The following is a 24,921-nucleotide window of genomic DNA, read 5'->3' as shown; positions in this document are numbered from 1 at the left end:
AGGGCGGGTGCACCATGCACCCGCCCTCTTCGCATCCATCGAGCACGAGACGGAGGACAGACATGAACGACTGGCAGGAGCGGATCGACGCCGTCTGGGAGGCCGCCGCGGGCGGTCTCGTCGACGATGAGGTGATCGCGCGGATCGATGCGATCGCGGCGGAGCGCGGTCCGGAGGACGCCGAGGCCGCGTTCGAACGCGCCGGAGCCCGTGACTCCGCGGGACGACCCGACGAGGCGGTGCCGCTCTACCGGTGTGCGCTCGGACTCGGGCTCGACGACCACCGTCGTGCTCAGGCGACGATCCAGCTCGCCAGCTCGCTGCGCAACCTCGGCGACGTGCAGGGCGCGCTCGAGCTCATCGAGGCCGAGCACGCTGCGCACCCCGACTCCGCCTACCGTGATGCGATCGCGGCCATGCATGCGCTCGCTCTGGCGAGCGCGGGTCACCCAGAGCGCGGGCTCGGCGTCGCGATCCTGGCCCTCGTGCCGCACATGCCCCGCTATCACCGGTCCATGACCGCGTACGCCCACGAGATCGCGGGCGACGACGCCTGATATGCCGACGGCGAACACGGCCGGGCGCGTGCGTTATCGCCGGTAGATTCGAAACACCGAACATGGAAACAGGAGCGGAAATGGCTGAACCCCTGGTCGCGACGAGCGTCTTCGACAGACTGCTCAAGGACCGCATCATCTGGCTTGGATCCGAGGTGCGGGACGAGAACGCCAACGAGATCTGCGCCAAGATCCTCCTTCTCGCCGCAGAGGACCCCGAGAAGGACATCTACCTCTACATCAACTCACCCGGCGGGTCCATCACCGCGGGCATGGCGATCTACGACACGATGCAGTTCGTGCCGAACGACATCGTCACGGTCGGCATCGGCATGGCCGCCTCGATGGGACAGCTGCTGCTGACCAGCGGCACCAAGGGCAAGCGCTACATCACGCCGAACGCGCGCGTGCTGCTGCACCAGCCGCACGGCGGCTTCGGCGGCACGTCCAGCGACATCCAGACGCAGGCGCAGCTCATCCTGTCGATGAAGCAGCGCCTCGCCGAGATCACCGCTGCGCAGACCAACAAGACGGTGGAGCAGATCAACGAGGACGGCGACCGGGACCGCTGGTTCACCGCCTCCGAGGCTCTCGACTACGGCTTCGTCGACCACATGCGCGAGCACGCCAGTGACGTGCACGGCGGCGGCGGCACGGGCGCGGACAAGTAAGGCTGGAGAGGACACCCATGTACACACCCACGTTCCGGTCCGCCGGCGACCTGCCCTCGAGCCGCTACGTCCTTCCTCAGTTCGAGGAGCGCACCGCCTACGGCTTCAAGCGCCAGGACCCGTACAACAAGCTGTTCGAAGACCGCGTGATCTTCCTCGGCGTACAGGTCGATGACGCGTCCGCCGACGATGTGATGGCGCAGCTTCTGGTCCTGGAGAGCCAGGACTCCGAGCGCGACATCACGATGTACATCAACTCGCCCGGCGGATCCTTCACGGCGATGACCGCGATCTACGACACGATGCAGTACGTCGCGCCGCAGATCCAGACGGTCGTGCTCGGCCAGGCGGCCTCTGCCGCCTCGGTCCTGCTCGCCGCGGGTGCGCCCGGCAAGCGTCTCGCCCTGCCGAACGCGCGCGTCCTGATGCACCAGCCCGCGATGGGCGAGGCCGGTCAGGGGCAGGCGTCCGACATCGAGATCCAGGCGGCGGAGATCCTGCGCATGCGCACGTGGCTCGAGGAGACCATGGCGCACCACACCGGGCAGCCGGTGGCGAAGGTCAACCGCGACATCGATCGCGACAACATCCTCTCCGCGGCGCAGGCCAAGGATTACGGCATCGTCGACCAGGTGCTGACGAGCCGGAAGCGTCAGTCGCTGAGCTGACCTGCTGACACACGCGAGAGGGCGGTCCGGATCCGATTCCGGGCCGCCCTCTCGCGTCCCCGCTCGGGTTGCGCGGCTGAGCGAGAGCGTTTGCTCATATGAGCAGATCCGTGCGCGTGCGTGTGGCGAAGGGTACTCTCGGAGCATGCCCCGATCCGCCATCGACGATGACGAGCTGCTCGCCGTCCGTGTGGCGGAGCTGTACTACGACGAAGACAAGACGCAGGACGAGATCGGCGGCCTGCTGGGCATCTCGCGCTGGAAGGTCGGGCGGCTTCTGCAGCAGGCCCGCATCGACGGGATCGTGCGGATCGAGATCGTGCACCCGCGTGCCCGCAAGCTCGGCATCGAGCGGGAGCTGCGCGAGCGCTTCGGGCTCGCCGACGCGGTCGTGGTGCCGAACGGCCCGAGCGACACCGAGACCCTCGGGAGGGTCGCGCAGGGCGCCGCGGATCACCTCGCGGCACTACGCCCTGTGCCGAAGACCCTTGCGGTGAGCTGGGGGCGCACGCTCACTGCGATCGCCGACCGCATGGCCGAGGGGTGGGCGCGCGGCGTCACGGTGGTGCAGATGAACGGCGGCGTGAGCGTGAACCGCCGTCCCGGAGGCGCCGCCTCGCTGGCCGCCACGATCGCGCAGCGCGCAGCGGGGCACGTCGCGCTTCTGCCCAGCCCCGCGATCCTGGAGCGGCTCGAGACCAAGCAGGCGATCGAGCGCGACCGCACCGTCGCGGGAGTGCTCGATCAGGCCGCGCAGGCCGACGCCTACCTCTTCACGGCGGGGGTCTGCGATGCCGGATCCGCGCACGTCGAGAACGGCTATCTGAGCGTCCGGGACATCGACGAGCTGGCCCGCCGCGGCGCGGTCGGCGATGTGCTGGGCCGCTACATCGACGCGGACGGCAATGTCGTGGATCCCGAGCTCGATGCCCGCACGGTCGGGCTCAGCCTCGAGCGGCTGCGCGAGGCGCGCACCGCCGTCTTCGTCACGGCCGGAGAGGCGAAGCACGACATCGCCCGCACGGTCGTGACCGCGAACCTGTGCACGATGGTGGTCACCGACGAGGCGACCGCCCGGACCCTCTTGGAGGACCAGTGACGACGACCGAACTCGCACGGCGCACCGCGCTGGAGGTGCTCGGCGGCGAACCCGACGACCTCACCCTGCGTCGATTCCTGCACGGCCTTCCCGGCGTGGACGCTGTGGGCCTGGAGCAACGCTCCGCGGCACTCGGAACGCGCTCGATCAAGACGACGTCGAAGGCCTGGGCGCTCGACACGATCGTGCGCCTCATCGACCTCACGACGCTTGAAGGCGCCGACACCCCGGGCAAGGTGCGCTCGCTGGTCTCGAAGGCCAAGCTGCCCGACGCCGCTGATGCGTCCTGCCCCTCGGTCGCCGCGGTGTGCGTGTACGGCGATATGGTGCCGTACGCCGTCGAGGCCCTCGGCGCCCGGCACGGAGATCCCGATGACGGCGGCATCTCCGTCGCCGCGGTCGCGACCGCGTTCCCGAGCGGGCGTGCGTCGCTGGCCGTGAAGCTCGCCGACACCCGCGACGCGGTGGAGGCCGGCGCCGATGAGATCGACATGGTCATCGACCGCGGCGCGTTCCTCTCCGGGCGCTATGGACAGGTGTTCGAGCAGATCGTCGCGGTCAAGGACGCCTGCCGTCGGGGGGACGGCACGTCCGCCTCGCTCAAGATCATCCTCGAGACCGGCGAGCTGAACACCTACGACAACATCAAGCGCGCATCCTGGCTGGGCATGCTGGCCGGGGGCGACTTCATCAAGACGTCCACCGGCAAGGTCGCGCCGGCCGCCACGCTGCCGGTCACGCTGCTCATGCTCGAGGCCGTGCGCGACTGGCACCGCCTCACCGGCGAGAAGATCGGCGTGAAGCCGGCCGGCGGGATCCGCTCCTCGAAGGACGCGATCAAGTACCTGGTGCACGTCGCGGAGACGGTCGGGGAGGAGTGGCTGCAGCCGCACCTGTTCCGCTTCGGCGCCTCCAGCCTGCTCAACGACGTGCTGCTGCAGCGGCAGAAGCTGACCACCGGCTACTACTCCGGCCCCGACTACGTCACGATCGACTGATGCTTCGTCTCGCTGCTTCGCTGCTCGCTCAGCAACCGGAAAAGAGTTGAATATGGGATTCCTGGACTACGCACCCGCGCCCGAGTCGCGGAGCATCCTCCACCTGAAGAACGAGTACGGCCTGTTCATCGACGGCGAGTTCGTCGAGGGCCGCGGCGCGTCGTTCGCCACGATCTCGCCCGCGGACGAATCGCGCATCGCCACGATCGCGCACGCCTCGGATGAAGACGTCGATCTCGCCGTCGCCGCCGCGCGCCGCGCCTACACCACCGTGTGGTCCAAGATGAGCGGCCGCGACCGCGGCAAGTACCTGTTCCGGATCGCGCGCCTCGTGCAGGAGYGCGCCCGCGAGCTCGCCGTGGCGGAGAGCCTCGACAACGGAAAGCCGATCAAGGAGTCCCGCGATGTGGACGTGCCGCTCGTCGCCTCGTGGTTCTTCTACTACGCCGGCTGGGCGGACAAGCTCGACTACGCCGGTGCCGGACCGAACCCGTCGGCGCATGGCGTGGCGGGGCAGGTCATCCCGTGGAACTTCCCGCTGCTCATGCTCGCGTGGAAGGTCGCGCCGGCCCTCGCCGCCGGCAACACGGTCGTGCTGAAGCCCGCCGAGACCACCTCGCTCACGGCGCTGATCTTCGCCGAGATCCTGCAGCAGGCCGACCTTCCGGCCGGCGTGGTGAACATCATCACGGGCGCCGGGGCGACCGGCGCCGCGCTGGTGCGCCACCCCGACGTCGACAAGGTCGCCTTCACAGGGTCCACCGCGGTGGGCCGCGAGATCGCCCGCACCGTGGCCGGCACCGGCAAGGCTCTCACTCTGGAGCTCGGTGGCAAGGCCGCGAACATCGTGTTCGACGATGCTCCGATCGACCAGGCCGTCGAGGGCATCGTCAACGGGATCTTCTTCAACCAGGGCCACGTCTGCTGCGCCGGCAGCCGCCTGCTCGTGCAGGAATCGATCCACGACGAGGTCATCGACCGGCTGAAGTCCCGGCTGTCGACGCTGCGCCTCGGCGACCCGCTCGACAAGAACACCGACATCGGCGCGATCAACTCGGCCGAGCAGCTGGCGCGGATCCGCGAACTCAGCCAGGTCGGCGAGGACGAGGGCGCACAGCGCTGGACCGCCGACTGCGTGATCCCGGAGAAGGGGTTCTGGTTCGCCCCGACGATCTTCACCGGCGTCGAGGCGTCGCACCGCATCGCCCGCGAGGAGGTGTTCGGTCCCGTGCTGTCGGTGCTGACCTTCCGCACCCCGGCCGAAGCGATCGCGAAGGCCAACAACACGCCCTACGGCCTCTCCGCAGGAGTGTGGAGCGACAAGGGATCCCGGATCCTCGCCGTCGCAGACCGCCTGCGCGCGGGCGTCGTCTGGGCCAACACGTTCAACCGGTTCGACCCGTCCAGCCCGTTCGGGGGCTACAAGGAGTCCGGCTACGGCCGCGAAGGCGGAAAGCAGGGGCTGGCCGCCTATCTGCGTCCGGCTGCCGTCGCACCTCGGGCCCTGAGCCCGCGGAGCGAGACGAAGAGCGAAGGCAAGGCGTCGAAGAAGGGATCCGCGGCATGAGTGCGCGACTGACCGTTCCCAAGACCTACAAGCTCGCGATCGGCGGCGCGTTCCCGCGCAGCGAATCAGGACGCGTCTACGAGGTCACCACCCCGAAGGGCGACTTCCTCGCGAACGCCGCGCAGGCGTCGCGCAAGGATGCCCGCGATGCGGTGAAGGCGGCGCGCACCGCGCAGGCCGGGTGGGCCAAGGCGACGGCCTACAACCGCGGCCAGGTGCTGTACCGCGTGGCCGAGGTGCTCGAGGGGCGCCGTGCCCAGTTCGTCGACGAGATCGTGGCGCAGCAGGGCGTGTCGGCGACCGTCGCGGGCACGCAGGTCGACGAGGCCATCGATCTGTGGGTCTGGTACGCGGGCTGGTGCGACAAGTACGCCCAGATCGCGGGCAACCTGAACCCGGTCGCCGGCGCCTACTTCAACATCTCCGCCCCCGAGCCGACCGGCGTCGTCGCGATCATCGCACCGCAGGACTCCGCACTGCTCGGCATCGCCTCGGTCGTCGCTCCGGCGCTCGTCGCCGGCAACGCGGTGGTCGTCGTGGCGAGCGAGCAGTACCCGCTCTCGGCGATCAGCCTCGCCGAGGTGCTCGCCACGAGCGACGTGCCCGGCGGCGTGGTGAACGTGCTGACCGGTTCGCCGGCCGAGCTCGCGCCCTGGCTCGCCGCGCACGCCGACGTCAATGCCCTGGACCTCGCAGGAGCGGGCGGGATCGACTGGGTCGACCTGCAGATCGCGGCCGCCGACACGCTCAAGCGCGTGCTCGCCCCGGGCGAGGTCGTGGCCTCGCCGCAGCGGATCGCCGCCTTCACCGAGGTGAAGACCGTGTGGCACCCGAAGAGCATGGTCTGAGCCGGACTCTCAGCCTGTCGAAGGACTGAACGGTCCGCCCCGCGCAGCGCGAGGCGGGCCCCGATAGGACCGAATGGCCGCTTTCGCAGAACGACCAGGTCATGGTCGAGCTCAACGCGAAGCAGGGCGGGAATGCCCGGAAGTTCGCGGCGCTCGTGAACAACGAAGCGCCGAAGGGTTCGTGAGCTAGGGCTCCCGGCTCGAAGGATCTCCCCACTCTCCAGCTCGTTAGGAAAACTCAGCGCGACGCCGTGGACCGTGTCGCACGCGACTATCGTTGATAGATCCTCGCAACAAGATCATCGAAATTGGGTTCCCCGAGACCATTGCTGCAGTGCAAGAGCCAGGACTTTTCGTCTTGCTTATCGATTCTCATCGCGGCATTACCCAGCCATGCATGGGTGATTCCGTTTATCTCCCAAATGTTCCACAGTTGCAACGCCCTACGTGCCTTCTTGGTCCACCTGAGATCAACATCAACGACCTTCGGTGCGGTATCTGTCCAAAGCGCGAAGGTGCCGGCAGAGACCTGATTGATCTGCGCAATTCCGCCCCGCACTTTGATGCTGAGCCCCTGGCGAAAGGCTGATTCGGTAGAGACGAACTCAATAGTAAGGCCTTTGAGGGTGTGAGGTAGTTCCAAAAGAGCGAAAAGGGGGCCGTCCAAATCAATTCTGTTGGAGCGTGCTTGTGCGAAGAGTGACGAGAGGTTCTGATTCACCATTTACTCTCCAGAGCGTCGATAAGAATCGTGGAGTTGAGCCTTTGTGGCGCATGCTGACAGCGTCACCGGCGGACCGTCTTCTTCGCCGCGATCGCGTGCGTTCAGCCTTCGAGTTTGGAGACGATCCCGGAACATAACGGAAGGCTTCACCGCCAGCGCCCACCTGAGGCTTTCCACCAACCGCTCAGATCTGATACATCAAGTCCAGATCGTCCTCGGAGTGGCATCTCTTGTCGGAAAGATGAACTAACCTCACGGTGATCAGGCACGTGTTGATAAATAGGTTCTCAACTGCGTGATCGGATCCCATCCATTGGGTGGGATCTTCGATTCCCGCGGCAGTCCACAACATACCGCGCTCGATCCATCGCTGACGCCATGACTTGCCCGCTCGGGCTCTATGTGGCTGCCGCTCTCCTGCGCGACGACGAACGCGTTCGATGTGGCCAGCCATTGATTTGAAAACTGTGCTTCGTTTTCGGCAATCTTGTGACGCATTCCCTGAGCGGCCACAATTTCGCTAGTTTCGAGTAGGCGTCGCATCATCGGGGTACCTGACATTGATAACGGGGTTACCCGGAGTGTCGACCTCAAGGGTGGGTTGGTCTCCGGAACTGAAAGGGCGGACGTTCACCTTCGTGCCATTACTGAGGATAGCTGTTCGCAAGCCTTTATCGCGGGGGTGACCTTTACTCCACGTGTCGAAGCATCGAAGTCGGAATTTGCTTGATTGAATCCGCCTGGTTTGTCGTACGACTCTTCCGTTCATTACCCTACGGGTCCGGGGGCCGCTCTGTTGTACTCACCGTTCGACTCTTTAATGATGATCGCGAAGATGTATGCGGCATCAGTGGGGAGCCAGATTGCAGCATTGAAGTCGCCCTGCTCTATCACGACGAGCAGAACGCTCTGCTCGTTGTACTTGTTCAGCGCGCTGACGAGGCGACGGGTGTCCTCCCGGAGCACACTTTCGGTGTTCATGCGTCGAAGACGGCTCTGATAGATATCTCGGATCTCCTGTGTGGCGACGAGAGTAGCATCGATCTTCTCCGACTGAGACGACCGTAGAATCTTGAGCAAACGGCCTGGGGGTGGAGGGATCCGAGCGTCGAGCAAGTCCATAAGATGTAGTCGCGTCAAGGGTTGTTTCATGGAAGCACTTCCGCACCGGTTACAGGTCCTCTGATCAATACTTCGGCCTCATCGTAGACATCAGGTGAAACTACAATACGATCCTCAACTGCGGACCTCGGGATCCTCAGCATTACGCCACCGGGATAGCTCATGTCGGAGGCAACCGAAGGGTCCGTCGTCCACGATGTGTACTCGCTAAGGGTATTACCAGCGTTGTGTTCCGCCGCCGTGGCCGCCCCGCCGCGCGGATGCGCGGCTCCACGCAATGCGTTCTCGTACCCAGGGTGCGTGTGTGCCACGCCGCGGTAGAGGCTTGCTTCCACCTCCGTGTTCCCCGCGAGCTCGTTGGCGGCAAGCGTGGCACCCTCTTCGCCGCCCAGCACGGCACTCTCGCCTGCGGCGCTGCTGGCTTCGGCGATATCGGCGGGGATACCCAACTCGGGGAGGGCGATGGTGAGGAGGGTGAGTGTGGTGAAGGTGGCGATGGCTTGGCATGCTTCCTCGCATTTGGCGAGGGAGCCGGGTGCGGGGTTGTACCCGGGGCCTGCGGCCCATCGGTTGGGTTGCGAGTTCACGCACTCTTGCATCCAGCCGCATGCGGCGGCTGCGACGGGGTTGAAGTCTGGTGGGAGTCCTTCGCTCTTGATGTAGGCGCCGATGGGGTCGGGGCTGTTGCTGATCGTTGAGGCGGGTGTGGTGCTTCCGCCGTACATGTAGTCCCAGCAGGACTTGCCCATGTTCGACCCTCGGCACGAGTCGTAGATCGGGTCGAGGCCGGTGGGGTCGGTGAGGGTGATGGGGTTGTTGTTGGCGTAGGCGTAGCCGTTGGTTTGTTGGGGGTCGCCGGTGGCGAGGATGGGGTCGGGGGTGAGGAAGCGGCCGGTGGTGGGGTTGTATTGGCGGGCGCCGAGGGTGGTGAGGCTGGTGTCGGCGGTGGTGGGGTGGTTGAGGTAGGCGTTGCCGTCGGACCAGATTCCGGTTCCGGTGATCGGGTTGCCGAAGGGGTCGCGGTAGGTGTTGGTGGTGGTGCCGGTGAGGGCGTCAGTGTGGATGTCGACGGTGCCGTCGATGTCGGTGAACAGCCAGGTCAGGGTGGATCCGGTGACTCCGGCCGTGGCGGTGCGTTCGACGAGGGGGCCGGTGGGTCCGCTGTAGGTGCGTACGCCGGTGATGGGGCTGGTGCCGGTTTGGTGCAGCACGGTGTCGCCGAGGAACAGGGCGGCGCCTTGGCCCGGGTCGAGCTGCAGGAGCAGGCCGCCGCTGGCGTCGTAGATGTTCTGTTGGGTGCCGGTATGGGTGGTGATGGTGGCGGGTTTGCCGTGTGCGTCGTAGGTGAGGGTGTGGTCGGGCAGGGTGAGGGTGTGTCCGGCGGCGTCGTAGGTGTAGGAGCCGACGCCGGGGGCGCTGGTGCCGGTGATGGTGCTGACGGTGTGCGGGCGTGAGGCGTGCGCGGCGGGGTAGCCGTACGTACCGGTGACGGTCGTGCCAGACGTGGCTGTCGCGTGTACGGTCTCGCCGGTGCGGTTACCCGTCACGGTGTCGTAGGTGTAGGTGTCCCATAGTGGGGCCGGGCCGCCCAGGATCGATTGCGAGGGAGTTGTCGCGCAGGTCGAACTGCCACCGGGCGTGAACGCCTGGGTGAGCTCGCCGAGTCCGTCGTAGTTGTAGCAATCCACCTGCGTGGTCGATGACGGGTAGGTGGCCGTGTTCGTCACCGACGTCACGTCACCGGCGTCGTCCCGCGTGTACGTACGGTTTGCGATCGGATGTCCGGCCGCTGCGAACATGGCATTGTCCGTGATGTTCGCCAGAGCACCGGTAGCGGCGTCGTACCCGTATGCCGAGTATGCCGAGTACTTCGTTGACTGGAACAGCGGCGGGGGAATGAAGCGGTTGACCGATCCGGGCTGACCGATCGGCGTGTACTGGACGACCGTCGAGACGCCCGTTGCGCTGACGCCGTTGACCTGGCCGTCACCGGTGTAACTGGTCTTGACCGTCTCCGCAGGCAGCCCACCGGCCGACGGCTCGGCGCTCGCGATGAGGGATTCATCCGCGCCGTAGGTGAGAGACACCGTGTAGCTGGTGCCCGCGAAGGCGGGGGCGCCAGCCGGGATGGTCACCGTCTGCGAGGTCGGCTTGTCCGCGGCGTCGTATCCGCCGATCGTCGTCGAGTACGCCAGACCGGGCGTGCCGGGCACAGAACCCGTGTAGCTCGTCGACGAGGTCAGATCACCCTTGGCCACCGTGTCGTAGACCCAGCTCGTCAGCAGCGCGCCACCGGTGGTTCCGGCATACTCCGCGGTCTTGCGATTGAGAGCGTCATACGTGTAGCTGAGCGTCTGTGCGCGCGCGTCGGTCGTCGACAGCAGGTTTCCCGCATCGTCGTACGTCGAGCTCGTGGCACCTGCGTCTGGATCGGTCGCGAGCACCTGATGTCCGAGCACGTCGTAGGACCACGACCACGCGTTGCCGGCGGGATCGGTCATCGCTGTCATGTGACCCGCGGCGTCGTAGTTGTAGACGGTCGACTGGCTGACGGAGCTTGACACCTTCTGGGTGAGCTTCGTCTTCTGGCCTCCGGAGTTGGTGAAGACGCTGGTTGACGTTCCTCCCGAAGGCGGAGTCGTGTCGACRCGATCGGCACCGGAGAAAGCCTGATCCGTCTCGAAGCGTTTGGTTCCGCTCTCCCAGGTCGACGTCGCGGTAGCCCGTCCCGCGGCGTCGAACGTGGTGCGGATCTGCGACGGGATCGATGCTTCGGTCGTTGGCACGAAGAGGGTTCCGGAGGGCGTCACCGACGTCGTCCAGTATGCGTTGTCCTGCCAATTCGCCTGCCCGGACGGGCCGTATCCGGTCGTAGAGACGGCCGTTCCGCCACTGCTGCCGTCCGCGGGAGCCTGGGTCTGCACCTTGCGTCCGAGGCCGTCGTACAGCACGAACTGAGTGTTGTTGCCCGAGGCCAGGAGTGTCGTCGTCTGGACGACATTCGGGGCGGACTGCGACAGCGTATAGGTGTACGCCACAGAAGGTGACGCGGGGTTGGCCGCTTGCGTGTTCTGCGGCAGCCACACCTGGGATCGGCGACCGAGAGCGTCGTACGTCGCTGTCGTGACGTGGCCGTTCTGGTCGGTCGTCGACAGCGCTGCGCCCCATTCAGGGTTGTAGGCGGTCGTACTGGTCCACCCCAGGGTGTTGGTCACCGTCTTGCTGGTGAGCGGTGCGGACCCGGAGGGAACGTAGGTCGTGCTTGTGGTGTGCCCCAGCACATCCTTCGAGGTGGCGACGCGTCCCAACGCGTCGTAGGTCGTGGTCGATGCCGTCGTCCAGTGGGCGGTGGTCCCTGAATAGGAGTCGACCTGGCTCGTGCTGGTCAAGCCGCCGAGGTTGCCGACCGTGCCCAGCGCACCGCTGTCGTAATAGTTGCGGACATCGCCGATCAGGTCGCGCGGGTACACGGCCGTCCCGAGACTGGCGCAATCGACTCCGACCTTCTTCACCTCGGAAGGGAGCCCGACGATCCATGCCGCCGCGTTCGCAGCGGTGTAGGTGCTGGTTGTGCAGGTGCGCGGCGCGTTGTCCGTCGGGATGGTCGACACCGATGTCGGGTAGCCGTAGGTTGCGTCGAACGTCGTCTTGGTGTCGGACGAGCGGTTGCCGCCGGTGGAGAGCGGTTGCGTCACGACCGTGTCCTGGACCGCGGTCATCCGCGCGGTGCTGGTGCCGTCGTTCGCGGTGACGGCTGATGCCCACGGCGTTTGCACCGCGTCGGACAGGACGGATCCGCCGACGCCGAGCAGGCTCTTCTCCTCGTAGACCTGACCGGCGAACCATCGTGCGTCCGCGACAGACGTGCCCTTCACAGTGACGCTCTTCGTGCCGCCTGAGGCGCCGGCGCGATCTCCGTCCATGCCCTGGTAGAACGTGTCGTCGGTGACCTTCTCCAGCGTGGGGCTGTTGGGATCGCCGGAACGGATCTCGAGGGTGTCGACGCCCGCGAACTGGTTCCAGGTGCGGTAGGCGTCGGGCGTGAGCGGTGAGGTGTCGTATCTCCATCGGGGAGTGCCGTATACGTAAGACGTCTGCTGGGCCTGGTCGAGTCCGCCTCCGGTCGTCGGGGAGGTGGAGAGTGACGTCACCGCGTACTTGTTGAACAGGTCTTCCCGTGGCGTCTGTGCACCGAGCACCCCGGGCGTCCACCACTCGGGGAAGCACCAGTTCGTGTTCGACCACGGCGATGCCTCGATTCCTGGCCCGTTCGTCGAGTTGCACTGCGCGGTCGAGTAGTTCACGCCGATGACGGCGCCGAGTGAGGTCTGGATCGACGCGAGACGCCACTTGTCCAGAGGGGCTAGCCCGTCAGCGGCCCAGACACGGTTCTGCTTCGTGGTGCCGGAGAAGGCCGTGGGCGGTTCGGAAATCGAGGTCTGACCGGCAGCCGACCCGGTGTGTGTCGCCTGTGTGAGCCAGAGAGCCGCGTTCGTGCTGTCGCCCGGAGCGGGGAACGAGTGGCCGAATGCCCAGGCGTCGACGGTCTGATATGCGCCAGCGATCAGCGCGCTCGTGGTGACGGTGTCGAGCATGCCATCCGTGAAGAACGTCGGCGAAAGCTGCGAGCAGGTCGCGGCGGTGCAGAGCTGATCGAACGGGACGTCCGGATACGACGCCGGCGTCGTCGGAGTCGTGGCTGCGGCAGTGATCGCCTCACTCGAGCAGGTCGTGTGCGCCGAGTCGCTGCAGCGCCCATAAGCGTCGTAGCCGAAGAACACGCGGTCGCCGGCGGCGTTCGCGCCGTAGATGTTCGATGCGCTGAGCCCGTAGTCGATGTGGTCCAGCTGGCCGCCGCGCGTGTAGCTCACGGCCGCACCGCCGTTCTGCGCGTACTTGTTGGTCTCAGCGTCGTAGTAGAGCGCCTCGGCATTGCCGTGCACATCGACGGCATAGTCGAGATTCCACCGCCACGCCTGGTTGCACGCCGAAGCAGTGAACGTAGCACCATGGCACGGCTCGCCCGGATCGTTGCCGAAGACCGGGACCGTCCAGGTGGAGTTCGTCGCATGTGCGCCGGCGCTCCACCCGGGAAGCTGGTTGCGGCCGAAGAAGTACTGCGTGCCATCGCGGGTCGTCATACGCCAGCAGTCGTCGTCGTACGTGGCGTTCCCACATCCCGCGGCTGCTCCGGAAAGATGCTCGAACCGGCTCCCGTCGTCGGACTGCAGCTTCCAGACGCCGCTGGTGTCCTTGACGAGCAGGCCGGAGTGTCCTGCGACCGAGATCATCGCGTTGTCGGTCTTCCAGCACAGATCTCCGGAGGTCGTTACGGGGCCGGAGGAGCCGTTATCGACCGAGCACGACACGTATGTGCGCTGGATGAAGCCGCCGCCGGAGAGAGACCAGCCCTCGCCGATCGCCGACGGTTGATTGTTCGTCGACGCGGATTCCCCGTCGACCGACTGCGAGTCGTACGTCAGAGCCAGTGCCGGTGACGGCCCTGCAGCGGCAGGCGGTGTTCGCATCGCGTACTTCCAGGAGAAATCCCCCGTCTGAGGAGACACCGCCCAGGACGATGCCATGTTGAGGGGAGCCGCCGCGAATGTCCCGGTGCCGGCAGAAGAGACAGGACCGGCCGCGGCGGTCATCAGCGTGCTCTGCCCCGAGACGTTCGGCGTGAGGACGATCGAACTCGTCTTGCTGTCAAGTGTTGAGGCGACGGGCGTCGCGACTCCATTGCCTGCATCGGTCGTGGTCGCGGGGGAGGTCCGAGTGATAAGCGCTGCCGGTGCTACGTCGGGTTCGGATGTCGGCGTCGGCGTCGGGGATGGTTGCGCCGGCCCAGTCGGTGTGCTGCTCGGAGTTGGGGACGGCGACGGAATCGGCGTGGGCGCGGTGGATGAGTTTGGCGAGGAGTTTGGAGACGGAGCCGGTGTGGGGGGCGGAGTTGTGGTGGGTGCCGGAGTGCTCGAAGGGCTCGGTGCAGGAGTCGGTTGTGGGGCAGGTCCGGAATCGTCGGGTGTTTGGGTCCATTGCAGCCGTGACGCGAGGTCCCCGCCATAAAGTCCTTGGAGAATCGAGACGGGAATGGAGACGGCGACTGGTCCTGTCGTGCTTCTCCCATCGGCCCTGGTGAGTGAGATCACGATCCCGTTCAGGCCCCGGGCGGCGGTCTCCTTGGTGCTCAGCACGTTTATCGAGACCCGGGGGATTGCGGAGAGTTTGCCGTCGGTCGCTGCGGCGACCGCGATGCCGGCGGCGCCAATGTCTACCCACTGACCCGAAACCTCGGCGGCCGTCTTTCCCGTGGTCGACACGTGGCGTGCTTTCGTGCTCGATGGGGTGTCGACGGTGGTTTCGGTGCTTGCGGTGAGCAGTTGCGGCGCGGTGATCTGGCTCTTGGACGAATCTGCGGGCGATCGGTCCGGGAGATCGGCCAATGAATGCCCTTTGACCGGCGCGCCGAACGAAGGCGTGGGCGGGTCTCCTGCTGCCCCCGGGATGGGTAGCGCGGATGCCGGGACACTCGCGCCGAGGACCAATGCCAGCACCGCGGTTCCGCCGAAGGCGAGTCGTGACGCACGAGCGAGGAGGAGGGAACCGATGGACATGGGTGATCCGTTCGCCTAGAAGGTGCCGTAGAGGGCGTTGAGCGTCTGAGTGTCGAGGACCTCCTGCACGAGTACGGGGTTCTCGATGTCGCCGGTCCAGGGGTTTGCGAGCGCGCCTCCGGCCTGTGCCGCGCCGACCGTCACTGTTCCTCCTGCGGTGACATCGCCCGATGGTGGCACGTGCGGGGCGACGGCCTCGCTCCCGACATCACCGAGAATGATGCGCACCTGGTGATTCACTGCGTCCCAGATCCCGGTGACCATGATCCAGCTACCTGCCGGCGACGCTGAGGGTGCGGCCGCGCAATCAGGGCTCGACACCCCGACCTGTGGCTGAACGCACATCGTCATGACTCCCGAGACCTGCTCGAGGATGAAGCCGGATCTGGAGGCTCCGGATTGCGCGATGATCGTATGGGTTCCAGTGACGGAGGTCGGCTTCACCCATGCGGACACGGTGAAGCTCTTCGTCGTATCGATGGAGGGGCCGCCTGAAGTGGTGGCCGTGTTCGACGTCGCTCCTGCGAACGCCAGTGTGGGAACACCAGTGGTCGTTCCGATCGAGTCGGACACCCACGTCGACGTCGTTCCCTTAGTCAGGGGCTTAGATCCGGTGGTGTCGGTCGCCGTGCCGGTGTTGCTGTCCGGCACAACCGCCGGGTACGGCGTAGACAAGCCGTTCATCGGCCAGCTGTGGAAGCTCGCGGTACCGGCCAGTGTTGCCGCCGTTCCACCGTTGCTTTGCAACGGCAGAGGAGTGGCTTTAGAGACGTTGCCCGCGGCGTCGTAGGCCGCCGCCCATAGGACCGAGTTGTCATCAATGGGGGCTACTGTGATGGTCGCGTTGGGACAGGCGATGGTGGTGCCGGCGCTCTGACTGCCGCAGGCCGGTGTCGTGCTGCTCCAGAAGTTCGGGATCGGGGCTGGGGCCGCGGGGGTTGTCGAAGGGAAGCGTGAGAGCCAATATTCGTAGCCCACGACTCCGCTTCCGCTGCCGGTTCCGAGCGTGACGGGAACACCGACCCCAACCGTCATGGTCGTAGCGGATGTCGTCACTGTGGGTGCCGGGGGCGGCGTGTTCACGACTTGGATGTAGCAGTAGCCGGAATACGGCGACAGGAGAACGCCGTCGCCGGCGAGAACTCTCCACGCATAGAGCCCCGGGCTCGTCACGGTGTTCGCGGGGAACGTGACCGACAACACGCCAGGTGGATAGTTTCCTGGATTTCTCATCGCGATGGCGGTGGGGGAACTCGAACCCACCTGGCTCGCGGCCATGACATAGAAATTGGCATTCACGGATGCACCGGGATCCGGGTCGGTCACGGTCGCAGTGAAGGTCCAAGGGACGGTGCTGTTGACGATCGCCGGAGCGGACGCAGTCCCGCATGCACGGTTGGGAGAGGACATGCTGAGCGCAGTCGGCGTGTTCGGCGGAGTGTCATAGCTCACGTACATCGTCGCCGCTCGCGAGAAGTGACGACGGGTATAGTCGGTCGCCCCGAACACGCAGAACTGGATCCACGTCTGTCCGATCTGCGACTGAAGCGCCGACGTCACGTCCCAGCCGACCGGGACCGTCGCGGACGGGTTGCTGCAACTGCCGGGGGTCTGGGACGCGAACGCAGGACGCCACGGTCCCGCCTGCTGATTCCATGTGAAACCCGCCCATTGCGGTCCGTAGACCTCGATCGAGATCGCGTTCGTCGGGCACGCATCAATGGACAACTGCGTCGTTGCAAGCGATGCCGCGAGAACCGTCTTTCCGGAGAGCGCACCGATCGGGTACTCAAAGTACATGTACGAGTTCCACTGCGCGTAGCTGCCGACTCTGAGCACATCCGAACTCGCGGGGTCCAGATACGACTGATCGGGGTACGCCGCGTCGGTGTACCAGGAGGTCGAGACCCCGGACGACCAATCAGGGTCGATGTAGATCGGATACTTCACCGGCGTACTCGCCACGGTCTGTGCCACATCGAGGCTCAGGCCGGTCGAGTCGGTGACGTGCTTGACAGGACGGTCAGGCTCGTCACCCCCAGGGCCGTCCGCGCTTCCGCCCTGCGTGGAGTCCCACCACAACGGGGATCCGGCGGTGACCGTCGACCCGTCCGGCGCGGTGGCGAGCATCTGGTCCGTGGTTGTGGGGGCAAGGTTCGCGCCGCTCGCGTCGAGCCGGAACGCGCGGAGACGGGGATCGGTTGCCGCACTCGCGTTCTTCACGACGAGGACAGTCGACATTCCGGTTGCGGTCGCCTTGAGCCGAATATCCACGCCGGGAAGCGCGCCAGCGTAGGTGGCGGTGTCCCCGGAGACCTGAGGTACAGGTAGTGCCCCGAAAGGCCAGGTTTCGCGCACCCAATCGCCGCCAGGAGCCTGCACCTCGTCGAGCAGATCCGATCCGCCGGGGCCGAAATGCACTGGGAGTGCGGCGTTGACGGGCTCGAACATGCCATCGTCGTTCGCTCGCAGCGACTCGTCCAGATCTGACCAGACTCCGTCTTTTTTTGCTCGTACCGGAACGGTGTCGATGCGCATTTGGAACCCGCCGTTCGGCTGCGCCGATACCGAGGAGGTCGTGGTGGTCTCGCCGTCGACTCGAACGGGATGCCCCGTGGCACCGGCCAGCGAGAGCGCGGTCGCCTCGTCGGGGGCGGACTGCGAATCAGCGCTCGAGGAGGCGCTGACCGTGGTTGTGGCGATAGCAGGGGAGGGGGCGATCGGGATCAACGACACGGCGACACAAGTCGCGATGACGGCGAGTGTCATTGGGGCGCGTGGTACGTGAGCCATGGCCAGACACTAGGGAGAAGTCGCAGTCGCGCATATAGGACCTGGGGTCCCGACTTTCATTGAAGGGTTGGATCGCGGCTGAAAAGTCCCTACGCTGGCGAATGGTCTCGGCGGTGCTGGGAAAGGGAACGCGAATGATCGGTGCGGCCGTGAGCGAAGGGGCAATCGGCAGCGCGGAGCAGGTCTCCGCACTGGAGCTCGACACACTGACCGAGCGTGTCTGCCGTGCTTACAGCGCGGAGTTGCACGCATCCGGGAACCGTGCTGCGACGGACGACCTGCTAGTCGCCGGTAGGGATCTCCGCATCGGGCTCCTCGTCGCCGATGTAGTCGGCTGTTTTCGAGAACTCCCGTCCGTTCCGCCGATGCTGCCCGAACCTCTGTATCGGACCGTGCTGACCGCCAGGCTCGACTCGCACGACTCCGTGCAAGTCGGGATGCATCTGCACCGTGCACTGGTCACGGAGATCTCTCGTGCCCTAGGAGCAGATCCGATCGAGGTCGGCGCGGTGGTGATGGCACGAATCCTGACACTCGTTTCCGAAGCCTTCGACGCGATGCGCTCGGCCGCAGAGCGTCTGTGCGAGCACCGCGAGCAACTGGACCCTGCAGCGATGCGCGAACACATGACATCGCGCGAAGCAGCAGTCTTCCAGCTGCTCATGGACGGCGCATCCCGACAGCACATCGCCGATGAGCTTCATCTGTCGCCGCGCACAGTCAAGAACCACGTGACCGGCATAGGCAAAAAGCTCGGCGGTCGGGGCCGCACCGCGCTGCGGGAACGAGCGAGAGAGCTGCAGATCCTGGTCGCGATCCCCGTCCTCGCCGCTACGAGCACACTCAACGACGTGATCGCCGCAGCCACCACATTGAGCTGAAGATAAAGGATCCGGCAGGCGTGTTCGCCGTGCGCGGAGCGGCGCGGCGCGGGGGATCCGTGGCGATGCGGCCGGATGTCGGATGCAGCGGTTAGGCTCGAACAGCGGCAACGCCGCACGGTGTTCCTACGCCGTGATCGCCCGTCGTGACAACACGGAGGTGACCGCGGACACGTCTCGAAGGAGGACGCACATGGCACGCATCGGTGAGAGCGCCGACCTGTTCAAGTGCTCKTTCTGCGGCAAGAGCCAGAAGCAGGTCCAGCAACTCATCGCCGGGCCCGGCGTCTACATCTGCGACGAGTGCGTCGAGCTCTGCAACGAGATCATCGAAGAGCGCATGGCGGAGTCCGCCAACGGCGAGGTCGCCGAGTTCGATCTACCCAAGCCCCGTGAGATCTTCTCGTTCCTCGAGGAGTACGTCGTCGGGCAGGACCAGGCCAAGCGCGCCCTCTCGGTCGCGGTCTACAACCACTACAAGCGCGTGCGCGCTCGTGGAACGCTGCAGCCGGCCGAGCAGAAGGCCGACGAGATCGAGATCGCCAAGAGCAACATCCTGATGATCGGTCCCACGGGCTGCGGCAAGACCTACCTTGCGCAGACGCTGGCGAAGCGCCTGAACGTGCCCTTCGCCGTGGCCGACGCCACCGCGCTGACCGAGGCCGGCTACGTCGGCGAAGACGTGGAGAACATCCTCCTCAAGCTCATCCAGGCCGCGGACTACGACGTCAAGCGCGCCGAGACCGGGATCATCTACATCGACGAGATCGACAAGATCGCGCGTAAGGCCGAGAATCCGTCGATCACCCGTGACGTCTCGGGGGAGGGCGTGCAGCAGGCGCTCCTGAAGATCCTCGAGGGAACGGTCGCCTCGGTGCCGCCGCAGGGCGGGCGCAAGCACCCCCACCAGGAGTTCCTGCAGGTCGACACGACGAACGTGCTGTTCATCGTGGCCGGCGCCTTCTCGGGCCTCGAGGACATCATCTCGTCCCGGGTCGGCAAGCACGGTGTCGGCTTCGGCGCCCCGCTGCACGACAAGGGCAAGGACCTGGACCTGTTCAGCGAGGTGCTTCCCGAAGACCTGCACAAGTTCGGCCTCATCCCCGAGTTCATCGGACGCCTCCCCGTCGTGGCCTCGGTCACGCCGCTCGATCAGGCCGCGCTCATCGACATCCTCACGGGTCCGCGCAACGCGCTGGTCAAGCAGTACCAGCGCATGTTCCAGCTCGACGGCGTGGAACTCGAGTTCGAGGAGGACGCGCTGCAGTCGATCGCCGACCTGGCGGTCGAGCGCAAGACCGGTGCACGCGGACTCCGCGCGATCCTCGAGGACGTGCTCGGACCGATCATGTTCGAGATCCCCTCGACCGAGGACGTGCAGAAGGTCGTCGTGACCCGCGCCGCGGTCGATGAGGGTGCTCCGCCCACGTTGGTGCTGGCGCGTAAGCGCAAGAGCGCCTGAGCGGCGCCCGCGCTCAGCGCTGAACCGGGAGGATGAGGTCGGTGCGCAGTTCCGCAGCGGCCGTGACGCTCGGATCCGATACGTAGACCTCGATCCAAACGCCGGCAGGGCTGTGCCCGAGCGCGGTGCTCTCGCCGGCGAGCCGGCCCCAGGCCTCGCCCAAGCCGCCGTAGGGCCCGATCACGGTCGTCGCCAGAGCAGGCCCGCTCGGCAGCTCCGCGGCAACGATCTCGACGCCGTCGACCGTGAGCGGTGCGGACAGCGCCGCTTCGACGGGGTATCCGGCGTCGAGATCGAAGACCTCCATGGGGTCGCCCCGATAGATCGCGACGGCGGGACCGGAGGTCGTGAGGGACCCCGCGGCGATCGCCTTTCCGAGCGCGCCGAAGACGAGATCGAACGTGGATCCGAGGGCGTCCACGCGCAAGCCGGTCCGGTGGACCGCAGCGAGCGGGGCCGGCGGCAGATCGAGCGGGGTCGTGGTGTCGTAGGGCTCTTCCGAGAACAAGGACATCGGTTCCTCCTTGCGACCGACGGCGTCCGCCGCCGCGTCCGCCACCAGCCTAGGTCGGGCGAGGGGTCCCCGACAGGGGCTCACCCGAACTCCTGCATGCGGTCAGCGATCGAGGCCTCGTCGCTGGAGCAGAGGGGCGATCTCTGCGTCGCGTCCGCGGAAGTCGCGGTAGGCCTCGAGCGGATCCTTGGATCCGCCGACACCCAGCAGACGTCGGCGGAACCGCTCGCCGGTGGACCGCTGGGCGCCGCCGTTCTCGCGGAACCACTCCACGGTGTCGGCGTCGAGGACCTCGCTCCAGATGTAGGAGTAGTAGCCCGCGCTATAACCGCCCGAGAACACGTGCGCGAAGTATGCCGAGGAGTATCGGGTCGGCACCGCAGGATCGTTCAGACCGATGTCGGTGAGGGCCGCGGCCTCGAACGCCGCGACATCGTCGATCGTGTCGCCCTCAGACAGCGCGTGCAGGGCCTGATCGAGCCACGCCGCCGCGAGGTACTCGCTGGTCTCGAAGCCCTGGTTGAAGGTCTCCGTCGCCCGCAGACGATCGACGAGTCCCTCCGGAAGCGGTTCGCCGGTCTCATGATGACGCGCGTAATCATCGACGATCTCGGGCCAGAGCATCCACATCTCGTTGACCTGGCTCGGGAACTCGACGAAGTCGCGGAACACGTTGGTGCCGGAGAAATGGGGATACGTCACGTCGGAGAACAGCCCGTGCAGCGCGTGCCCGAACTCGTGGAAGAGCGTGTTCACCTCGTCGAGCGTGAGCAGCGTCGGCTGCCCTTCCGCAGGCTTCGACACGTTCAGATTGTTGGCGACGACCGGGAGCGTGCCGCGCAGCGCGGACTGGCTCACGATCGGGTTCATCCACGCCCCGCCCCGCTTACTGTCGCGCGTGTACAGATCCAGCACGTACAGGCCGAGCGCGGATCCGTCCTCCTGGAACGCCTCGAAGGTCCGCGCACCCGGGTGGTAGACCGGCAGGTCGGGCCGCTCCGTGAAGGAGAGTCCGTACAGCAGGCCGGCCGCCGCGAACACGCCGTCGCGCAGCACGCGCTCGGCTTCGAACCAGGGGCGCAGCGCCGCGGTGTCGATGTCGTACCGCRCGGTGCGCAGCTTCTCCGTGTAGAACGCCCAGTCGTGCGCTTCCAGGGGGAACGGCACCGGCTCGGTGTCGTCGATCAGCCGCTGCAGGGCGGCGCGCTCGGCGGCCGCATTGCGGGCAGCCGGCGCAGCGAGGTCGCGCAGCATGTGCTCCACGGCTTCGGGTGTGCCGGCGGTCTCATCGGCCGTCACCGCAGCCGCGTGGGATGTGTAGCCGAGCAGCGCCGCACGTTCGGCGCGGAGGCTTGCGATCTCGGCGAGGACGTCGCGATTGTCGTGCGCGCCGCCCCGTGTGCCGCGCGAGCGCGACGCCTCCATGACCCGGCGACGGCTCTCCCGGCTCGTGAGGGCCGCGAGCGCCGGGTGGCCGGTGAACAGGGGGAGCGCGAGCAGATGCTTGCCCTCGAGCCCGCGCTCGGAGGCGGCGCGCGCGGCGGACGACAGCTCCCCGGCGCTCAGGCCGTCGAGTTCGGCCGCGTCGTCGAACACGACGGCCAGCTCGTTCGTGTCGGCGAGCAGGTTCTTCTCGAACGTGATGCTGAGCGAGGAGATCCGCTGGTTCAGCTCGGTGAGCCGCGCCTTGGCCGACTCGTCGAGCGCCGCGCCGGCGAGAGTCATCTCGCGATGCCAGCGTTCGACGAGACGTCGCTGCTCCGGCTCCAGCCGCAGAGCGTCGATCTGATCGCGGAGCTGCGAGATTCGCCAGTAGAGAGCCGAGTCGAGCAGGATCGCATCCTGGTGCGCCGCCATCAGTGGGGCCAGCTCCTCATCGATCGCCTGGATCTCGGCCGTGGCATCCGCAGACGCCACGGTGTAGAACGCGTGCGATGCCCTGTCCAGCAGCTCCCCGCTGCGTTCCAGGGGGACCATCGTGTTCTCGAAGGTCGGCATCGAGCGCACCATCGTGATCCGGCGGATTTCCGCGAGCTGCTCCTCGAACCCCAGCCGGAACGCGGGGAGGTAGTGGACCGCGCGGATGCGGCCGTAGTCGGGCAGCGCGTAGGGGAGAGCGGAGGGCGTGAGCAGCGGGTTGGTCTCGACCGTCATCCTCCGAGCCTAGAAGGCCTACGCGGGTTCCGCGCGGATTCCTTGACACAGCGCGAGCCGGTCGGGTATCAATGACGAAAGCACTTTCGTAATAGTTACAAAGTGAGTTTTGAAAGGCCGATGATGTCCACGATCGATCCGCGTCTCGTTGCGCAATGCCTGACCGCTCTGCGCGAGCAGGAGGGCGCAACTATCTCGGACCTCGCGGAGGCAACGGGCTTGTCGCGTCCGACGGTCACTGCCGCACTCGTAGATCTCAAAGAATCGGGGGTCGTGGTCGAGCACGAAGCTCGCTCGTCCGCGGGGCGTCCCGCCCGGTCATATTCGCTGATCGTCGGAAACCAGGTGGTCGTAGGCGTTGATCTGACCCGCAGCGGCGTGCGCATGCTCATCTCCGACCGCACCGGCCGGATCCTCGGCGTTCAAAGTTCGAAAGTCGCCCCGCCCACGACCGCGCAACCGGGTCTTGGCCCATTGAGAACCCTTCTTGGCCAGACCCTGGAACGCGCTGGCCGTCGCCTTTCGGACGTCGCGGCGATCGGCGTTGCCGCTGCCGGACTCCTGGACGAAGAGGGCGTCGTGATCTCCTCTCCTCAGGTCACCTCGTGGCACGGTGCCCATCTCGGGACTCTGTTCACAGAGGCGTTCGGGGTGCCCGTCGTGGTCGACAACGATCTCGCCCTCGCTGCCGAGGCCGAATCCCGTTCGGGGGCGCTTCGCGACGCAGACACGGGTGTCTACGCACTCACCTGGCATCATGTCTCGGCACGAGTGACTGCGGCCGGGCACGTGGTTCGGGGACGCCGTGGGCGCGCGGGGGAAGTCGGCATGCTGCGCGCGTTCAGTGACGTGGAGATCCCGACAGGAACGCTCCTCGAGGCGGTCCCGGTCGTGGGTGCCGAACTGCGCCGCCTCCGCGACGACCCTGCCGACACTCGCGGTCTCGAGGCGCTGCACAGCCTGAGCGTGGCGATGTCGCCGGCCATGGCGGCTCTGATCCTGACCGTCGATCCCGAAGTGATCGTGCTCGGCGGGGAACTCGCTGAATTCGCGGACCTCATCGCGGCACCGCTTGAGGAGAACGTGCGCAGCGCCGTGACCGGCATTGACACGGGTACGCGCCTCATCCGGGGTGGTGAGCTGGGCGCCGATGCCGCCGCGATCGGCGCTCTTGGGCTGGCGTTCCAGCGACACGCCGCACGCATCTACGGCTTCGACGACGTGCCGGTCCCCGCCATCACCACTAGCACTGAGAGGGGCGACATGACGCAGAAGGACGCGACGGAACCGACTGAGGAGTTTCGTGCGGCGGTGATCGGTGTGGGTGCGCGTGCGGGGGTGGCGTTGCATGTCACGGGGGCTGGGGGCAGGGTGGTCGCGGCGGTGGATCCTGCGCGGCAGACGCATGAGCGGGCTGCGCGTCTGTTCGGGGATATCCCGGTGTTCGCTTCGGTCTCCGAACTGCTCGCTTCGGATGTCGTGCTCGATGGGGCGTTCGTCACGACGCCGGATTTCACTCATGCCGATATCGCGGTCGAGCTCCTCGAGGGCGGGGTTCCGGTTTATCTGGAGAAGCCGCTCGCGATCTCGATCGAGGACGCGGATCGGATCTTGGAGACCGCGTATCGCACGGGGTCGAAGCTTTATGTCGGGCACAATATGCGGCATATGCGGGTGGTGCGGATGATGAAGGACGTTATCGATCGTGGGGAGATCGGCGAGGTCAAGGCGATCTGGTGCCGCCACTTCGTCGGCCACGGCGGTGACTACTACTTCAAGGACTGGCATGCCGAGCGGGACAAGTCGATGAGCCTGCTGCTGCAGAAGGGCGCGCACGACATCGACGTGATGCATTGGCTCGCTGGCACCTCCTCGCGGACCGTGGTCGGTGTCGGTGACCTTGCCGTGTATGGGCGGGTGGAGTCCCGGCGTGATAACTCGGACCGGCGCATGGGTGACTGGTTCTCGCTGGGCAACTGGCCGCCGGCGGAGCAGCGGGATCTGAATCCGGTGATCGATGTCGAGGACATCTCGATGATCATGATGCGCACCGATTCGGGGGTGTTGATGAGTTATCAGCAGTGTCATTTCACGCCGGACTATTGGCGTAACTACACGGTGATCGGCACGGAGGGGCGGATCGAGAACTTCGATGACGGTACGGGTGGTGAGATCCGTCTTTGGAATGCGCGCAGCGATTATCTCGAGGGCGGGCATGTCCGTTATCCGATCGAGGATGGCGGTGATGG

The 24,921-nt window shown here is 66.2% G+C and carries 16 protein-coding genes; 10 read left to right on the top strand and 6 right to left on the bottom strand.

Annotated elements, in window-relative coordinates; translation table 11 throughout:
* Positions 1-62 precede the first annotated feature (62 nt).
* From AC1DG4_RS17320 to AC1DG4_RS17290, 7 genes are all read left to right on the top strand, one after another.
* On the top strand, positions 63-557 hold the full coding sequence (locus AC1DG4_RS17320) for a tetratricopeptide repeat protein (RefSeq protein ID WP_477381851.1): 495 nt from the start codon (positions 63-65) through the stop codon (positions 555-557).
* Between the two features lie 80 nt (positions 558-637).
* Positions 638-1,228 carry an ATP-dependent Clp protease proteolytic subunit gene (locus AC1DG4_RS17315; protein WP_477381850.1) on the top strand — a complete coding sequence of 197 codons (591 nt, stop codon included), beginning with the start codon at positions 638-640 and terminating at the stop codon, positions 1,226-1,228.
* Positions 1,229-1,245: 17 nt separating this feature from the next.
* Positions 1,246-1,896, top strand: coding sequence for an ATP-dependent Clp protease proteolytic subunit (locus tag AC1DG4_RS17310; protein ID WP_477381849.1), 651 nt, complete (start codon positions 1,246-1,248; stop codon positions 1,894-1,896).
* A gap of 145 nt (positions 1,897-2,041) precedes the next feature.
* Positions 2,042-2,995 (top strand): sugar-binding transcriptional regulator, encoded by a 954-nt coding sequence (locus tag AC1DG4_RS17305; RefSeq protein ID WP_235281765.1) that lies wholly within the window; start codon positions 2,042-2,044, stop codon positions 2,993-2,995.
* A 29-nt stretch (positions 2,996-3,024) separates the two neighbouring features.
* Positions 3,025-3,993, top strand: coding sequence for a deoxyribose-phosphate aldolase (gene deoC / locus AC1DG4_RS17300; protein WP_477382012.1), 969 nt, complete (start codon positions 3,025-3,027; stop codon positions 3,991-3,993).
* Between the two features lie 52 nt (positions 3,994-4,045).
* Entirely contained in the window at positions 4,046-5,560 is a 1,515-nt protein-coding gene (locus tag AC1DG4_RS17295) for an aldehyde dehydrogenase family protein (RefSeq protein ID WP_477421374.1), read from the top strand.
* Positions 5,557-6,408, top strand: a complete 852-nt coding sequence (locus AC1DG4_RS17290) for an aldehyde dehydrogenase family protein (protein WP_477381847.1) — start codon at positions 5,557-5,559, stop codon at positions 6,406-6,408. The genes AC1DG4_RS17295 and AC1DG4_RS17290 overlap by 4 nt, the downstream gene beginning before the upstream one ends.
* A 271-nt stretch (positions 6,409-6,679) precedes the next feature.
* Here AC1DG4_RS17290 and AC1DG4_RS17285 read toward each other — a convergent pair whose 3' ends face one another.
* From AC1DG4_RS17285 to AC1DG4_RS17270, 4 genes are all read right to left on the bottom strand, one after another.
* Complete coding sequence (locus AC1DG4_RS17285; RefSeq protein ID WP_477381846.1) at positions 6,680-7,132, bottom strand: hypothetical protein; 453 nt, start codon at positions 7,130-7,132, stop codon at positions 6,680-6,682.
* A gap of 768 nt (positions 7,133-7,900) precedes the next feature.
* The gene (locus AC1DG4_RS17280) at positions 7,901-8,113 is read right to left on the bottom strand and encodes a hypothetical protein (protein WP_477381845.1); all 213 of its coding nucleotides are present in this window, start codon (positions 8,111-8,113) and stop codon (positions 7,901-7,903) included.
* Positions 8,114-8,280: 167 nt separating this feature from the next.
* A complete protein-coding gene (locus AC1DG4_RS17275) occupies positions 8,281-13,782 on the bottom strand; it encodes an RHS repeat-associated core domain-containing protein (RefSeq protein WP_477421373.1) in 5,502 nt (1,833 codons plus the stop codon).
* A gap of 1,101 nt (positions 13,783-14,883) precedes the next feature.
* Positions 14,884-17,637, bottom strand: a complete 2,754-nt coding sequence (locus AC1DG4_RS17270) for a LamG-like jellyroll fold domain-containing protein (protein WP_477381843.1) — start codon at positions 17,635-17,637, stop codon at positions 14,884-14,886.
* A 158-nt stretch (positions 17,638-17,795) separates the two neighbouring features.
* Between AC1DG4_RS17270 and AC1DG4_RS17265 the strand changes: the two genes are divergently transcribed.
* Together AC1DG4_RS17265 and clpX are read left to right on the top strand one after the other, a co-directional pair.
* The gene (locus tag AC1DG4_RS17265; RefSeq protein ID WP_477420488.1) at positions 17,796-18,542 is read left to right on the top strand and encodes a helix-turn-helix transcriptional regulator; all 747 of its coding nucleotides are present in this window, start codon (positions 17,796-17,798) and stop codon (positions 18,540-18,542) included.
* Between the two features lie 193 nt (positions 18,543-18,735).
* A complete protein-coding gene (clpX, locus tag AC1DG4_RS17260) occupies positions 18,736-20,004 on the top strand; it encodes an ATP-dependent Clp protease ATP-binding subunit ClpX (RefSeq protein ID WP_477381841.1) in 1,269 nt (422 codons plus the stop codon).
* Positions 20,005-20,017: 13 nt separating this feature from the next.
* Here clpX and AC1DG4_RS17255 read toward each other — a convergent pair whose 3' ends face one another.
* Both AC1DG4_RS17255 and AC1DG4_RS17250 read right to left on the bottom strand, forming a co-directional pair.
* A complete protein-coding gene (locus AC1DG4_RS17255) occupies positions 20,018-20,518 on the bottom strand; it encodes a GyrI-like domain-containing protein (protein ID WP_477381840.1) in 501 nt (166 codons plus the stop codon).
* Positions 20,519-20,620: 102 nt separating this feature from the next.
* The gene (locus AC1DG4_RS17250) at positions 20,621-22,672 is read right to left on the bottom strand and encodes a M3 family metallopeptidase (RefSeq protein WP_477421372.1); all 2,052 of its coding nucleotides are present in this window, start codon (positions 22,670-22,672) and stop codon (positions 20,621-20,623) included.
* A 123-nt stretch (positions 22,673-22,795) separates the two neighbouring features.
* Here AC1DG4_RS17250 and AC1DG4_RS17245 point away from each other — a divergent pair.
* Positions 22,796-24,921: ROK family protein (locus AC1DG4_RS17245; protein WP_477381838.1), on the top strand; the 2,126-nt coding region annotated here is incomplete at its 3' end.

The organism is Microbacterium sp. 05N427 (genome assembly GCF_056397105.1).
The sequence above is the reverse complement of the archived record's forward strand: the minus strand, read 5'-3'. Positions and strand labels throughout refer to the sequence as shown.